Origin of the sequence: Rapidithrix thailandica, assembly GCF_039710355.1 — a bacterium.
In the GTDB taxonomy this organism is placed as follows: Bacteria; Bacteroidota; Bacteroidia; order Cytophagales; family Flammeovirgaceae; genus Rapidithrix; species Rapidithrix thailandica.
On sequence record NZ_JBDKWZ010000001.1, the window covers coordinates 302176 to 318551 of the forward strand.

The 16376-nt window shown below is 42.8% G+C and carries 10 protein-coding genes; 2 read left to right on the plus strand and 8 right to left on the minus strand.

Features of this window, described 5'->3' with window-relative positions; all coding sequences use genetic code 11:
- Positions 1–63 precede the first annotated feature (63 nt).
- Positions 64–2691 carry a WG repeat-containing protein gene (locus AAG747_RS01040; RefSeq protein ID WP_346819258.1) on the minus strand — a complete coding sequence of 876 codons (2628 nt, stop codon included), beginning with the start codon at positions 2689–2691 and terminating at the stop codon, positions 64–66.
- Positions 2692–3037: 346 nt separating this feature from the next.
- Here AAG747_RS01040 and AAG747_RS01045 point away from each other — a divergent pair, with 346 nt between their 5' ends.
- Complete coding sequence (locus AAG747_RS01045) at positions 3038–4408, plus strand: ABC transporter permease (protein ID WP_346819259.1); 1371 nt, start codon at positions 3038–3040, stop codon at positions 4406–4408.
- A gap of 1 nt (position 4409) precedes the next feature.
- Here AAG747_RS01045 and AAG747_RS01050 read toward each other — a convergent pair whose 3' ends face one another.
- The gene (locus AAG747_RS01050) at positions 4410–5351 is read right to left on the minus strand and encodes a hypothetical protein (RefSeq protein ID WP_346819260.1); all 942 of its coding nucleotides are present in this window, start codon (positions 5349–5351) and stop codon (positions 4410–4412) included.
- A gap of 338 nt (positions 5352–5689) precedes the next feature.
- On the opposite strand from AAG747_RS01050, the gene AAG747_RS01055 reads away from it, so the two are divergent.
- The gene (locus tag AAG747_RS01055; protein WP_346819261.1) at positions 5690–6178 is read left to right on the plus strand and encodes a hypothetical protein; all 489 of its coding nucleotides are present in this window, start codon (positions 5690–5692) and stop codon (positions 6176–6178) included.
- Between the two features lie 52 nt (positions 6179–6230).
- Here AAG747_RS01055 and AAG747_RS01060 read toward each other — a convergent pair whose 3' ends face one another.
- From AAG747_RS01060 to AAG747_RS01085, 6 genes are all read right to left on the minus strand, one after another.
- Entirely contained in the window at positions 6231–7124 is an 894-nt protein-coding gene (locus tag AAG747_RS01060; protein ID WP_346819262.1) for a helix-hairpin-helix domain-containing protein, read from the minus strand.
- Between the two features lie 125 nt (positions 7125–7249).
- The gene (locus AAG747_RS01065; protein ID WP_346819263.1) at positions 7250–8755 is read right to left on the minus strand and encodes an FMN-binding glutamate synthase family protein; all 1506 of its coding nucleotides are present in this window, start codon (positions 8753–8755) and stop codon (positions 7250–7252) included.
- Between the two features lie 189 nt (positions 8756–8944).
- Entirely contained in the window at positions 8945–10183 is a 1239-nt protein-coding gene (locus AAG747_RS01070; protein WP_346819264.1) for a thioredoxin family protein, read from the minus strand.
- Positions 10184–10200: 17 nt separating this feature from the next.
- Positions 10201–11331 (minus strand): redoxin domain-containing protein, encoded by a 1131-nt coding sequence (locus AAG747_RS01075; RefSeq protein WP_346819265.1) that lies wholly within the window; start codon positions 11329–11331, stop codon positions 10201–10203.
- A 135-nt stretch (positions 11332–11466) separates the two neighbouring features.
- Positions 11467–12828 (minus strand): RagB/SusD family nutrient uptake outer membrane protein, encoded by a 1362-nt coding sequence (locus AAG747_RS01080; RefSeq protein ID WP_346819266.1) that lies wholly within the window; start codon positions 12826–12828, stop codon positions 11467–11469.
- Between the two features lie 26 nt (positions 12829–12854).
- Entirely contained in the window at positions 12855–16277 is a 3423-nt protein-coding gene (locus AAG747_RS01085) for a SusC/RagA family TonB-linked outer membrane protein (protein WP_346819267.1), read from the minus strand.
- Positions 16278–16376: the final 99 nt, after the last annotated feature.

A 16376-nucleotide genomic window follows, 5' to 3' on the forward strand; every position in this document is an offset into this window, starting at 1 on the left:
ATCCTGAAAGTTATTTTAAAAATTTACCGTTTCCAATCCAATAGATAAAAGCTGCTCAGGTGCTTAGTCCAAACAAACAATCTTTTCATAATCTTCCTCTTTAAGCACTTGTTCTTTGATAATTTTCCCTTCTTGGTTGATATAGAGTACTATGAACAGACCGGCTTGCGATACGGACTTCTCGACAAAATACACAGGTTCTTCAGGGGTGCCCAAATTGAGAATATCGGAATACTCTTCTTGTATAATGCGCCCGTATCGATTACTCAGTACACCATAGCCTGTACTGCGGTAGGTCAAAATCACTACTTCATGAGCATCGTTGCGCAGGTATTCAAAGGAGTCAAAGGTTTCCGGAAGGAAATAGTTGCGCTGGAAGTTATACAGTTTCCACTTGGCTTGTTGTTGTACCAACATGACCGAATCGCTCCAATAATGAATCGCATCAAATTGAAACGGTGTGATCGTTTCGTTGGCGAGATTGATCAAACCAAAATTCCCTTTTTTGGCAATCAATAGGGTGTCTGACGAATTGTAGCGTTTGAGCAAGGCATCGTACCCCGGATTGATCAACTGGTTGAACCGGGCATTGTAAAGACCAAATTTTTTATTTTGAAAGATCGCGTAAAAATGTTCTTCGTAAGGCATGACACCTTGGTATCTAGGGGCAATCATGGTTTTTCCCCGCAAACTGACCAAGCCTTTCTTTCCCCACTGGTCCACCAACAAGGTCGAATCCGTGATAAAGGACATCTCATTGTATTTATTCTGGATCAACACATTTCCTTTTCCTGTCAACAGACCTTCTTTCCGGCTTTTGTCTCTGGCAATGATAAAGGGAACCGTATCCGTTTTGTTTTCATAATGAAAAGTAGACACTTGCACGGTGAGTTTGGAATACTTGGACAGGTCCGTCAGGTTTTCCTGATAGAAGTAACCGAATTTTTTGTGATCCCTTTCCAACAAAATACCATCATCTCCGATGAAATACAAAGTGTCGTAAAGAGGTTGGATAATCATTTGTCCTTTTTGATCAATCACTCCCCATTTATCTTCCGGTTTCACCCCAAACACTTTTTCGGAGGGTAATACATCTTTATAGTGTAACGGGGAGATCAAAAGTCCTTTTTTATTGTACAAAACCTGTCCGGCCTGATAATGTACCAGCCATCCGGCTGTGATTTCCTCCACTGCCAGGGCTTCCGTAGGAACTATTGTACGGCCTTCTACACTTTGAATCCCGTATTGATCTCCTTTTTGTACTTGTAAAAAATTCTCGTGTGTAAGTTCATAGCCGTCCAGTCCAAAGACCGGATCTTTTACTTTGCGCTGCAGTAAATCATGAATAGGTGCAATCGCAATTTTACCCGCTTTGTAGAGGGCGGCCACCTGATCGTTGAGCACTTCGATGCGGTCGTATTGAAAAGGCAGCACCAGGCTATCATAATAGCTTACCAGCCCCCATTTATCGTTTTGCTTTGCCTTGACCAAGTACGAACCGGCCGGCTCCAATGCTTGATAATGAGGTTCGATTAAGGAAAAACCGGCTTTATGGTACAAACCTATACCTTCTTTTTGTTGAATTTTGAGTGCTCCCGGGGCAAAAAATTCTACATGTTGGTACAGGCAATCGGCAATTTTCCGCCCTGCTTTGTCTACGGCTCCGAAGAGCGTGAGCTTTTCGGTAATGATAAAATCCTGGTCTACGTATTCACATAAATGATCTTCCTGAATACCCGATAAGTAGGGTTCGATTTGCTCCTTTCCCTGACTGTCTATAAAGCCTATTTTCCCCTCTTTTACAAAAGGAAACAATTTAGTATGTTGAAGGGTCAGGTGACGGTTGAGAAAATCCTTGTCCGGAAAATCGGGGTATTGGTATTGAAAGCTTATTTTATCCGGGCTCAGAAACCAGAGCCACTTCCAGGCGCGTTCAGCATAAATATTTTCCGGATAGCGTTTGACGAATTCTTGATAGCGATGCAACTGATGTTGGTCTACAAAAAGGAAATACAATTTTTTTTCGGCTTCTTGCCGGTAAGGGTTGTTCGGATACGATTGTATAAATTTTTCCAGTTTTGCAATGCTTACAGGATTGGTTTTCGCCCGGTAAAGCAATAAGTCGTAACGGGCTTGTGCTTTTTCTGCTTGTGCGGCCTGAGGATAAGCATCCAAAAACTTGCGATAACTTTCGTAGCTGTCTTCTTGTTTGGCCTGGGAATAGGCTAAGCTATCCCGTTGGGTAATGGCCTGGTCAAACTGAATTGCAGTTGGGTAGAGGTCAATAAAGAGTTGATAGGCAGCGAGGCTGTGTACACTGTCCGCATGATGAAAGGCCAGTTGCTCGAGTTTTTCTTTGTGTTGGGTAAGTACCTGATGGGTTAACCCGTCTTTTTCTAATTTTTCTTGTTCTTTCGGATCGATGTTCCGAAAAGACTCGATGGCGGCCAAGGCATAGGTATAGGCTGATTCCGATTGATAGTGGGTTTGATTCGCCGTATCTGCATAATACAAAGAAGAAATGTATAAAGCCACTACATTGAAAGAGTCTTTTTCCAGCGTTTTGTCAAGTTTGCTTTTTACCTTTTCGAAATTATGCTCATGGAGTTTTTTTATGAGCGACTTCGCGTTTTGGGCATTTGCGGCAAAGGTGACAAAAAATAACACAAGGAGTAAAAAATGACGTGCCATGCAGTTCACAGTGTTCAGAATTTGAGTTTTACAAAATTAAAATTACACAGATTCTGTCAGAATCCAGACAGGTAGTGGTAAGGTTCAGGAAACTGAAAAATAAAACCACAAATAATACAATTTTTATATTCCTTCCCAAACCTATTGGGGCTAAGTTATCAGCTATTTTAAAAATTGTATGGTAAAGCTTTTAGTTGAAACTCGTGATGCTTTTTTTCTTGCCGGGTTGATACGCGCTATAAAGTAGGCAATAAGTGTATCTTTATCTTTTCAAAGAGTTTTTTCAATCTTTCTCTCAGATTATTATAACTTCGGAAAAAAAATGAATTAACGCCAAAAGTTATAGATGTCAGGCCAACGTACCACATTTTTTATTGCCCGGAGATATTTTGTGTCGCAGCGCAACACAGAGAGGAAACATGGGGCCTTCCGCTCATTTTACGACACGCTGTCAAGTTTGATCGCCTTGTTGTTCACTTGTTTTACCTTTTCCCCACAGAAGATACAAAAGGCCCTTCGAAAAGTTACTGATAATTTTGCTCATCAAAATTTCATCCGTATCCTGACGAATATTTCCATGATCGGAGTGGGAACTTTTACGGCGGCCATGGTGATCGTATTGTCCGTATTCAATGGTCTGGAAGATCTGACCAAAAGCTTGTACAATACCTATAACCCCGAGTTGAAAATTTCTGCGGTAATGGGCAAATCCTTTTCAAGGGACAGTGTACACCTGGAAAAAATTAAAACTATTCCCCAAGTACAAGCCATTACCGAAGTGATTGAAGACAATGCTTTGGTCCGGTATAAAGACCAGCAAATTGTGGTCAATGTAAAAGGCGTCAGTGATAATTTTTTAGAACAATACCGGCTCGATAGTATGATTATCATGGGGGATGCCCGGATAAAAGAGCAAGAGCATAGCCGGGCGGTGGTCGGGCAAGGGGTGTACTATCAGCTTTCGATTAATTTGGGCGATAAATTAGTACCCTTGAATCTGTGGTACCCGAAACGGGATATGAAAACGCGCCTGAACCCGGAAAAAGATTTTAACAGAATGCCGATCCTGCCTGCAGGAGTATTCAGCATAGATCAACAATATGATATGAATAATATCATCGTGCCTATTGATTTTACTGAGAAATTGCTGAAATATGAAAACCGGCGGACCTCATTAGAAGTGAAAATCCAACCCCAAGCGAACCTTGCTCAGGTGCAGCAAATGATCAAGGATATTTTAGGCGATACGTTTGAAGTGAAAAACCGGGAGGAACAACAAGCTACCATATTGCGAGCCGTAAAAATTGAACGCTTGTTTCTGTTTATTGCCTTTTTCTTTATTCTGGTGGTGGCCTCGTTTAATGTTTTTTTCTCCTTGGCCATGTTGGCCATCGAAAAGAAAAAAGATATTGCCATATTTACCGCAATGGGTGCAAACCGAAAATTCATCAAGGAAATCTTTTTGATAGAGGGAAGCATCATCGCTTTTACCGGAGCTGCTGTGGGTTTGTTTATCGGCTTTTTAGTCTGTTACATCCAGCAAGAGTTGGGTATTGTATCCCTGGGAATCACCAGCTCGATTGTGGACGCTTATCCTGTGAAGATCAACCCTTGGGATTTTGTCTTTTCTGCTTTGGCAATTGTAGTAATTACATTAGGGGCTTCCTATATTCCTGCCCGGAATGCTTCCAAATCGGCCGCCATCCAACATATTTGATTTAACTTCCTTCTTGTTCCGGAATCAATTGATTCTTATCCGGGTCCCAACGGTAGTCCAGGTTGCAGGCACCACCCAGATAACAGGCTTCGGGCTTGATCGTGAGAAAATCCAACTTACGGTTGAGAATACTTACTCCCAAATCATTGAGCTTGGTTGGCTCGAAACTTTCAAACAAGGGGTCGATACGCTCCAGGTAGAGGAGATATTGCAAGTCCCCGAAGCCGTACCAATTGTGCCGGTGAAGAGCTTTTTTGATCAATGCATGCCGGTTGGGCAACCGGGCCGTACCCATAAAAAGCAGGTAGTTTTCAATTTCATTCAAACCGTTTTTCGTGCTGGGAAATCTTCGTAAATGCGCTTGCAAAGCATTGGGTAAGTAATGAAACTTGATTTTAGGCTTGTGAATAAAGGGCCACAAAGTATCCGGGGTGGGAGAGGCGTAGGCTTGCCATACACTGGATAGGTATTCGAAATCAACGGCTGTTAATGAAATACGCTTTTGAAAAAGTGCTTGATACTGATCCGGTGCGAATTCACCCAAACCCATGAGTTTCTTTGCCCAATCTACATTGCCCACACATACAAAAGAAAAATTTGTTTGCTCATAGGCTTTTTGCTGATACAACCAGTGGTGGATGGCAAGATAATTCACTTGGCAAAACAAATCGTATTCATACCAAAGGACCACCTCGTGGTAGTTGGGATAGGTGACGATTTTGTCAAATTCATGAATGGTGTATTCTCTGTATAATTGTTCTTTGACTTTAAAGGCTTTTTCGAAAAAATTGACCCGTAATTGCCAAAATCCTTCCGAGGCGACCTCCGCATTCAACGTACCGTCTGACAGTACCTCACGCCATACGATATGGTCACCTGGCAATCCTGATTGCTTAAACAATTGTAGCGTAGCATCACCATTGAGGATGTGAAGTATGTTCATTTTTAGAAAGTGATTGTGAAATTTAGTTTATTATTATTAATAACTAATTTGGTGAGGAAAGTTCTTAATTTCAATTAATTAGAAGTATTTATTTTAGACTTTCTCGATTCTCTTACTCGATTTGAAATGTACTGTGTGGAGAGTGATTACTTGTTGTGGAAAATAAGCGGAAAGCTTCGGAAACGAACATATATCAGGGCCTTAAGGTGAGATCTCTTGATTATTTTTTGCTTCTGCCCGATTTCGTTTCAGACTGTAGTAACTTTGCCGTATTGCGTTGAAGGCGGATTTTGCGCATGTTTTTCTCATTATACCTATCCATTTAAACCTGAAATATTATGCAATTTCCAGATGGAAAAACTTTTCTGGACCGTTTGCGGGTTCTTTATTTTGCCTTAATCAGCGGCCCCTTTCTTTTCTTTATCATTTGCTATTTCGGCTTTCGCGAAGGAAGCATTAAAGCAAGCTACCCCGGGTTAGTCCCAACCTTCCAATATGCAGTGCCTGTAGTATGCCTGGTATTATTCATCTTAGGGCATTGGGTGTATCGAAAGACCTTGCTTCCTTTCCGTACGGAGGGAACTCTCCGGGAAAAATTAATGGGTTTGTTCAGAGCTTCATTACTTAAATATGCCGCTTTGGAAGGTGCTTCCCTTTTCACCGTCATCATTTACTATCTCACAGGACATATTATGTTTGCCGGGATGTATATAGTCGTACTTGTTGTATATTCCATCAATAGCCCTACGGCACCGGGCATAGTTCGTAGTCTACGTATGAAAAAAGAAGATGCGGAGACTTTTATGCAAAATAAATTGATCGAATAAAATTCTTGAAGGCGAATAAGTGAGTTAGGAGAGGGGGGGCGAAGGTTACCGATTAATCAAATTGAAGATAGGCTTGGAGCTTTTGGGCATCTTGTTCTGAAAACAATTCAATTTTTTGCAAATCTTCAAGTGAATGGTAAGGGCCGTGTTGTTGCCGGTAGTTTACAATGACTTTGGCCAGTTTGTAATTGATATAAGGGTGAGCTTTTAAGGTGTTCAAATCAGCCGTATTAATGGCAATTTGGGTAAGGGTTTTAGATTCCAACCGGGCATATTTGAGCAATTCTTCACAAGTTTCGGGGGGTAAGCCGTATACTTCCTTGAGTTGTTCGAGGTTGTGAAACCCTCCTAATTTGTCTCGAAACTTCACAATTCGGGCCGATAGTTTGGTTCCTATGCCTCTGATTTTTTTCAATTGCAGGGTGTCTGCAGTATTGATGTCGAAGGTTGAGCGTTTTTTTTTATGAGAAGCATACATCAGCTTCTCCTTCATTAATTTTTTTTGAGCCGATTTGGGCAGCTTTATATACGGTTTTAATTTGAGAAATAGGGGTTCGGGAAACCCGTATATTTTTGCCAAATCGCCTTGTTGCCGGAATTGCCCTCCTTTGCTACAGTACTTTTTAATCCGGTCAGCCAAAAATTCCGGTACACCCAGGTTCAGCCAACCTTGTTTATCCAAGGTATTAGGGTCGAAATAAAAGAGGGTATCTTTTGAAGTATGTAAAGAGCTTTTGGATAAAAAGGAAGCGTTGAGTTTAGCACTCATGCTGTCCAGAAGGCGTTGATCCCGGGAAGAAATACTTGTTTCGGTTTTTACCGTATATTTCAAGATCAAAGGCCCTACCAATAGCATCAACATCAAGCCCATCAAAACCAGGAAACCATTGATCTCCTTTTGTGAAAAGGCAAAATAACTCCGGAGGTATTGTTTGAGTCGCTTCATAAATTTTGGGTTATCCTAATACCCAAATAACCTCTTTCTGTTGCTTAGGTTTTTGGCAAATGGCCGATTTTCTTACACAGGACCTTCCATCCTTCAAACCTTCAAGCCTTCTATCCTTCTATCCTTCAATCTTGATAAGTGAAACTATCCGGGAAATAGCGGTTTTCCAACTCAATAAATTCATCGCCCCGGATAAACATTTCCATGCCGATTTCTTCCAGGCTTCTTTTACCACAAGCGGCCAACAGTTCCAGTACGGCATCCAAAGTATTTTGGTGGAAGTGGAATACCCGCTCGGCCTTGTCGGTTACAATCAGCCCCCGGGTCAACATATTACTTTGAGTGGCTACCCCGGTCGGGCATTGGTTGGTATTACAACGAAGGGCTTGAATACAGCCCAGTGCAAACATAAATCCGCGGGCACTGTTACAAAGATCGGCCCCCATCGCCAGTAATTTGATCAAGGAACTGGCTGTAAGTACCTTGCCGCTGGCAATCACCCGTATCTCTTGTTTAAGTTGATATTTGGTCAACATTTTCGAAACAAAAATCAAGGCGGGTTCTATAGGCAAACCTACCGAGTCGGAAAACTCCAAAGGGGCAGCTCCGGTGCCTCCTTCGGCACCGTCTATGGTAATGAAATCGGGCCAGATACCTACCGTTTTCATCTGTTCACAGAGCTCGATAAACTCTTCGGTCTTTCCGATACAAAGTTTAAATCCTACCGGTTTTCCCCCGGAGAGTTCCCGCAGTTTTTGAACAAAATTCAATAGGCCTTTGGCATCGGAAAATTCCCGGTGACTGGGCGGGGAAACTACGGTGGTATAGGGTTCAAGTCCTCTGATTTTGGCAATTTCGGGTGTGTTTTTTACTCCGGGCAGTACTCCCCCATGCCCCGGTTTAGCCCCTTGCGACAATTTTATTTCAATCATTTTGACATTGGGCAGCAGGGCTTTCTCTTTAAATTTTTCCGGATCGAACTGGCCTTCAGGAGTCCGGCACCCGAAATAGCCCGTACCAATTTGCCAAACCAGATCCCCTCCTCCTTCCATATGATAATCTGAAATACCACCTTCTCCGGTATTGTGGTAAAAGTGACCTCTGGCCGCTCCTTTGTTGAGTGCCAAGATGGCATTTTTGCTGAGAGCTCCATAACTCATCGCGGAAATATTGAATAGAGAAGCTTTGTAGGGATGCTGACAAAGTGAACTTCCGATATTGACCCGGGGAGGCGTCATCAAAGGGTCTACAGCATAAATCGAATGCCGGAGGCCTTCGTAGTTAAGTGCGTTGAGTTCAAGCTGTGTCCCAAAGGGATGTGTATCGTTTACATTTTTTGCCCTACGGTATGCCAACGCCCGTTGATTGCGGCTGAACGGCCTTCCGTCCGTATTTCGTTCAATAAAGTATTGTTGAATTTCCGGTGAAATAAATTCGAAAAAATAACGGAAATAACCTAATATGGGAAAGTTGCGAAGGATGGTATGTTTGTTCTGGCGTGAGTTGAAAATACCAATCACAGTTAATGGGATCAGTAGCCAATAAGTCATCCATACAGGCGGATAATAATATCCTGTTACACCTATTACAAGGATAAGTAGAATGCTGAGTTTGAAGAATTGGTAACGCATACGTCTACAGAGGTTAGTGATAACTTAAATATATTGAGATTTCTGAAAGGAGCGCTATTTTTTAAAGGTTTCCTGGGTATCATATATGTTAAAAGGGATGATGCCTTGTTTCTTCTTTTGTATGAAGTATCATAAAAAAAGTGCCGGCAAATGACCGGCACTCTTTCTTCTCTGTTGTATAAAACCTGTTTATTTTTTGCGCTTAGGTTTGGGCGCTAATTTGGGTGAACGTAAATTGTACTCTTTTTTTCCATGCTGTGGTTTGGCCAAGACAGCCTCAGGGGCAATCTCTTTGGCACAAGAAGCGGCTTTCATCGCCTTTTCCAACATCCGGGCATAGTTAAAATGAATGGAGACATTGTCCCGTTCGGGGTCGTTATAGGCTACATATTGCGCATATTGTAAGCAACGTTTCACCCACTTCGGGTCATCCATTTGATGTAAAGTCAGGGTGGTAAGCGAATAATAAAAGCTCAATATTTCTTTTTGCTTAACTGCTTCCGTGGTTAACATGGCATCGGCATGGTCGGCCGCCTCCTGATACTTTCCTTTACCTAAGAGATAAAGAACATGTACTCTTTTCAACAAAAAGTGTTTTCCCGGAAAATTTGCCGCTTTTTTGATCTTTTCCATCGTTTTTTGATAGTAGGCTTCATCAAAGTTTTCAGGGCGGTATATTCCCGGATAGACAGCGCCATTGGCATCATAAGAATACTCCGTAGCGATTTTTTTATCCACTTCCTCTTGACCGTACAAACCGGCATATGTATCCCGGTTGTCCAGCAAGTGCTGAAACTGTGGGCTATCCGTCCCCCGGACAAACTCCCGGGTAAAGTACCATGAAAGAGTATCGGTAAGCTCTACATTGGGTTGGGTGAAATATTCTGTGACTATTTCCTGGATTTCCTCTCGCTTATAGCAACTTGCCAAATAGCGGACATATGTGTAAAGGAATTCAGGAGACCGCTCACCTCCGGCAAATTGTTTCTTTAACCTTACCGATTGACGGTTGGGGTCCAGGGCATCTTTGGCCGTTTGAACGAACTGAGGGCCCTCCTGACGGCTGGTACTTACATGTACCGCTTCCTCCGTAGCCGGATCGATGTAAGCATATGTGGGGAATACTTTGACTTCGTATTTTTTACTCAAAGCAACACCAGCTCCTTTCTCCGCATCAATTTTTACACAGACAAAGTTTTCATTATAAAAAGCCCCGACTTCCTCCTGGGGAAACACTTTGTCAGCCATCCATTTACAAGGCCCGCACCAGGTAGTATAAAAATCAACAAAAATAAATTTATTCGAAGCTTTCGCCTTTTGTAGAGCTTTTTCCCAGGTTCCCTCAAAAAAACGGATCCCCTCAGCGTTGGCTCCAATACTCCATGTGATAAAAAATATTCCAAGAATAATTTTCTGTATGAACTTCATCGTTATTTTGTTTCGGGTTAGTTGGATTCCAGTAATTCTTCGATTTTACTTCTCAATTCTTCACCATGAAGGCCATTTGCCGCAATGATGCCGTTCGGGTCGATTACCAAGGTGTGAGGAATTGCTTTGATCCCATAGAGTTTTCCGGCAGCATTCTCCCAGTATTTTAAATCGCTTACATGGGTCCAGTTGAGTTCGTCATCTTCAATGGCTTTAAGCCATTTGGCCTTGTCTTTATCAAAGGAGACTCCCAGAATTTCCAAGCCTTTCGGATGTAATTCATGGTACATTTTAACAATATTGGGATTTTCTTTCCGGCAAGGCCCGCACCAGGATGCCCAGAAGTCTACCAAGAGTACTTTGCCTTTAAAAGAAGAGAGGGAAACCGGATTGCCTTCCGGGTCATTCATGGTAAAATCAAGCGCTTTCTCACCCGCTTTGGTAGCATTAAGCACTTCCAGCCGTTTGTTGAGCCCTTGCATAAAAGTATAATTGGCCATACTGTTATCCACCTGTTCTGTCAATTGCTTTAATTCCTCATAACTCACTCCGTAAGAAAAGTTATTGTAAATCAGGTAAGGGGCTAAAATGGTTTTGCGATGTTGCGCGATTGTTTCCCGGATAAAAGCATTCTGTTTTTGCTCTGCTTTTTCCATCAAGGCATTCAGTTCGTTTATTTTTTCTTGGTCCTTGTCTTCCTGTGCCTTGCGGTATTCTCCGTAATAACTGCGGCCGGCTTTTCGCAAGGTATAAAGAGAGTCATTGTATTGTGAATACTGATCTTGTAAGGCGGAACCGCTAATTTCCGGCAAATGAAGGCGTCCGGTAGAATCCAACAAGGAACTGAACTTCATTTCTTGATTCTCCATAAAAAAGTACATGTATGGGTATTTAAACCCCTTAAACTTGATTCGGACCAATTCGGGATGCTCCAATGTGCCTTTAAACGTAAAGCTCCCTTGATGCAATTGGGTAGAATCAAAAGGAACGGTCTTGTCATGTTGTACTTTGTACAAAGTCACTTGTCCGCTGTCCAGTCCCTCCACTGTGCCTTGTAAGGTGAAGCCTTGAATAGTACCTTCTTGTTTGGGATTTGAACATGCAAAACCCAGTAGAAAAAGGGAAATGATTAAGAAAGAATTTTTCATAGATAAATGTGATGAATTGGTTTTGTGTATCTGTTTTGAAATTTTTTATAGAAAGCTCGGTATATTTTGTCTCGTCTTTTAAAAGAATGGCCTTAGCCCAAAGGGCCAAGACCATCTCGCTAACATGAAACATAATTACTCTTGCTCATACCCCGGGTTTTGGCTTAACAAGTCATTCACTTGTAATTCGCCTAAAGGAATGGGTAAGATATATTGATAGGCTTCGGTAATTTCTTCTTTTAAATCCAAAGCTTTGCCGAAACGGATGGCAGCAAACCACTCATGTCCGTTTTCAAAACCTAACTCAATGACGATCTCTTTATAGATTTCCTCCAACAGCTCCTGTTGGTTAGTGGCTTGAGAGAGAGTGGCTCCTGCACGGTCTCTGATGATATTGAAAGGCGCTTGTGCCTCGCTTAGGCTCGCCCCATTCCGGGCCAATGCTTCGGCTTTGATCAAATACATTTCTGCCAAACGGAAATAATAAACAGGTTGGAGTTCGGTGGCCGCAATCAATTTGGGCAGTTGGGTTCCCCAGTCTGCATCCCCTCCTATAATCATGGCTTTTCGCGGGTCATCGCCAATTACATTTTCAAATGACTCGGAAGCCGACCAATAGCCCTCTCCATAAGCATCAAAGCGGTAATCTTGTTCCTGGGATTGTTGATCGGAACCCTGGCTGAAGAGCAACCCGGGAGCATTATATCCTTGCTCGAAAAAGCTCTGATACGTTTCGGCAAGGGTCAGTCCGCTATTTTGGATTACATCCTCTGCGATACTGGCAGCTTGTGTATAGTCGCCTGTATACAAAGCTATCCGGGCTTTGAGTGCTTTGGCTACCCATTTGGATACCCGGTAAGGCTCGGTAAATTCAGGTGCATGCTTGATGGCATATTCCAATTCTTGCCCGATAAACTCATACGATGCTTTGACGGTACTACGGCCTGTTTTTACCGTATTCAAAGTAGTGGGAGTATCTTTGATGATAATTCCCCGGTCACTGTCCATCTTGTAATACTCTCCAAAATAGCGAAGCAAATCAAAGTGAAACATTGCCCGGAGAAAGTGCGCTTCGGCCAGAATTTCCTCTTTGCGCGCACCTTTAAATTTGTCTTCGGGGAGTTTTCCGACTTCGGCAATGACCGTATTGGCCGCATTAATTGCCTTGTAAAACCCTGTCCAAAAATCAAGGAGATCGAATGTGGTGGAACGGGCATTGTTCTCCTCATAGTTGGCCTCCCAGTTGAGCAAAGCCTTGTTGGCCGTGAGATAACCACTGGAAAAGGCCGGAACCGCCCCTAACTTGATATAGTTCAGGTTTCTTTGAAAATAAGAATACACTCCATTCAAGGCCAATTCGGCTGATGCTTCATCAGTAATGGCATTTTCGGGAACGAGGTCATTGGGAGGTACTTGATCAATTACATTTACCAAACTGCAAGAAGCCAATAAGGTATGGATTAATAAAAGACTATAGAGAATTATTTTTTTCATCATCGGTTTCTATTTCGTGGATTTCAGAATTAAAAACTAAGGTTTACACCCAATGTATAGGTTCTTACCGCAGGGTATAAGCTGTTGTCCGAACCTTGGAATACCGCATCCCGGGGCAATGAAGTGGCTTCGGGGTCCATACCTGGGTAGCCGCTGAAGGTCAGTAAATTGGTTCCGGCTACATATACTTGCGCCGAACGGATAAAGAACTTCTCCATGACTTGTTGAGGAAGGGTGTAGGCCAGGCGCAGATTGTTCATCCGTAAATAGCTGGCATCGTGTAGGTAAAAAGTGGAGGTGCGTCTGTTGGAATTAGGATCTCTGAACACCATTCGGGGATAAGTAGCATTCGGATTTTCCGGGGTCCAATGATGAAGCACATCGGTCAGCATGTTGGAAGGTCTGAAGATTTGTTGATAAGAATTGTTGTAAAACTTCTTATGCCCAACAGCAAAATTGAAATAGGCGGTTAATTCCAGGCCTTTGTACTTTACACTGGTTTGAAAACCTCCTGCAAACTTCGGTTGAGAATTTCCCAGGTACGTCCGGTCATCGGTAGTGATCACACTATCTCCGTTCAAATCCACAAATTTGATATCACCGGGAGCCGCATATTTCTGATAAAGAATCAACTCTCCTGTTTCAGGGTCCCGGGCAGAGAGGCGTTCAATTTCTTCCTGACTTTGAAACAATCCGTCCGCAATGTACCCGAAAAAGGTACCGGTCGGATAACCTTCCGCCAAGACTTCCCTTCCCAAGAAAATTCCCCCATTGGTAGAAGAGGTAGCCTGGCCGTTGTATAGCTTTTTGACTTCGTTGCGGTTGAAAAAGATATTTCCGCTTACCTTCCATTCAATTTTTTGATTGCGTAAGATATCGGCTGAAAGCTCTACTTCCACGCCTTTGTTTGTCATACGGCCGAGGTTAGTGGGAATATTTTTAAAACCGGAACTAGGAGGTAAGGTAACGACCATCAACATATCGTCCGTGTCTTTGTAATAGTATCCGATACTACCGGAAAGGCGATGGTCGAATAGGGAGAAGTCAATTCCTGCATCCACCATAAATGTGGTTTCCCATTTGACTTTATCATTACCCAATGTAGAGGGATAAATAGCGGGTTGTTGCATATAGTCAACAGGAGAGAAGAGGGTTCTCCAGGCATAGTTTCCAAGGCTTTGGGTTCCGGTAAATCCCGCACTGGTACGCAGTTTCAAATCATTGAGAAAGTTCAAACCATCCATAAACGATTCGTTGGAAACCCGCCAGGCCAAAGCTCCTGAAGGAAAGAATCCGTATTTATTACTTTCGGCAAATTTGGAAGAACCGTCATAGCGTGAAGTAAAGGTTGCTAAGTAGCGATCTTTTAATATATAATTAGCCCGAAGGAAGCAGGAACTCAAACCACTGCCACTGGAATAGCCACTGGTACTAATGGGGCGGGAGGCGCTGGAAAGGTTGGTGAGCGTTTGATCAAAGGGATAATCGGCTCCTACCACTGAGGAGTTTTTATTCTTATCTTCCTGAAAAGAAACCCCTGCGACTATATTGACCTTGTGTATGCCGGAAAAGGTTTTGTTATAGGTCAGGGTGTTTTCAAAAATTCGGGTAGTAGTGAGGTTGTTAGCTTCCTGCCCGGTACCCTGATACTTTCCGTAGTTAGTTCCCGCTTGTAAATAACTGGGATTGTAAATGGATTGTTGGAAGTTGCCCAAATTCAACGAAAGGGAAGATTTCAATTGTAAATCTTTAGAAAGATCGAATGTCCCAAAGGCTGTTCCTAAGAACCGGTAGCTTTCAAAGTTGTACTTTGCTGTGGCCAAGGCTACAGGGTTGTCTTCACGGATATCGGTAAAGTAAGTGCCATCTTCGTTGTAAATCGGGGCATCGGGCCGGAAGCGCAATACAGCATCCATCCCTTTATTTAAAGTAGGGTTGTTGGAATATGAGAAATTAAGGTTGGTGCCGAATTTCAGCTTTTTGCTAATGGTAGCGTCCAGGTTCAGGCGGCCACTATAACGCTCCAACTTGTCCCCTTTCATGATTCCTTCCTGGTCAAAATAGGAAAAAGAGGCAAAATAGCGAGTGTTCTCACTGCCACCTCTTACCGAAAGGTCCCAACTGGATACGGTGGCCGTTTGGAAAAGCTCTTTCCCCCAATCGGTATCCCCTTCGTAAAAATACCCGGAGTTAGGATCTACGATCCGCTCAGCTTCCGGATTGTTAAAGCCTTGATCAAGGTAATTTTGAGCAGCTTCCTGCATAATACCTTTAAACTGTTGGGCATTCAGCAGGTTATAGTTATCTACTTTCCGGGTTAAACTGGTATAATGACGAAGATTAAACGAAGGTTTTTGTCCTTTTTTTCCGCGTTTGGTCGTGATGATCACAACGCCATTGGCAGCTCTGGAACCGTAAATGGCCGAAGCAGAAGCATCTTTCAATACATCGATGGATTCGATATCGGCTGCATTCAGATTCAACATAGAGTTGACATCTTTGCTAACCCCGCTTCTCGAATTATACACAAACATATTATCCGCATCGTAGGGGATTCCATCGATCACATACAAAGGCTCACTGGAGCCTACCAAAGAGGCCGTTCCCCGGATTTGTACTTTTACTCTCGCTCCAGGTTGTGCATTGGAATTGGCTACCATCACCCCGGACATTTTTCCCTGTAAGAGTTGGTCTACACTGTTTACTTGTACATTTTCAATTTCTTTACTGGAAATGGAAGTAACAGACCCGGTCAAATCTTTCTTCTCTGTGACACCGTATCCCACGACTACTACATCTTCCAAGGTTTTTACATCCTCGACCAGTCGCACGCTGATTTCCGTATCGTCTTGAATGGTTATTTCTTTCCGCTGATATCCAATGGATGAAAACACCAGTGTTGTGGCATCGTTGGGAGCCGATAGTTTGTATTTTCCTTCGGCATCAGTGATGGTACCCAAGGTGCTGCCTTTTACATAGACATTCACCCCCGGAAGGGGTTGTCCGTTACTATCTGCCACCTGGCCTTTTATAATCACTTCCTGAGTGATTACCTCCAGGCTTTGTGCAAGAGAAGCTTTTTCCCGGTTGAGCATCCCCACGGTAATATGATTGTTGACCTGTTTGAACTTCAGGCCTGCTTTTCGGGAAATATGATACAAGACATCCGCTACCGATTGCTTTTTCTGCAAAAGATTGATCCGTAATTTACTGTCTAAATCTTCCGTGTTGTAAGAAAAATAAAATTTGGATACCTCCTGTAGTTTCGAGAAAGATTCTTGTAAAGAGGCATTTTCCAAACCGATTTCGATATACACCTCTTTAGCACTTTGATAGCGTTGGGCACTGGCCGCTTGCACAAGAAAAAAATGAATGAAGAAACATTGGAGGAGAAAACCCAAAATTGAGTATTTCGTCACCATGATAAATTGTCGTAGAATTTTTTTATTCATATCTTTAAGGTGTTTGGATGAATGAAATGTTCAGGCAAACCACTCCCCCGGAACACTGGATTTCCGTCATTCCCCAATGCGCATCCAGGTTCAAGAGAG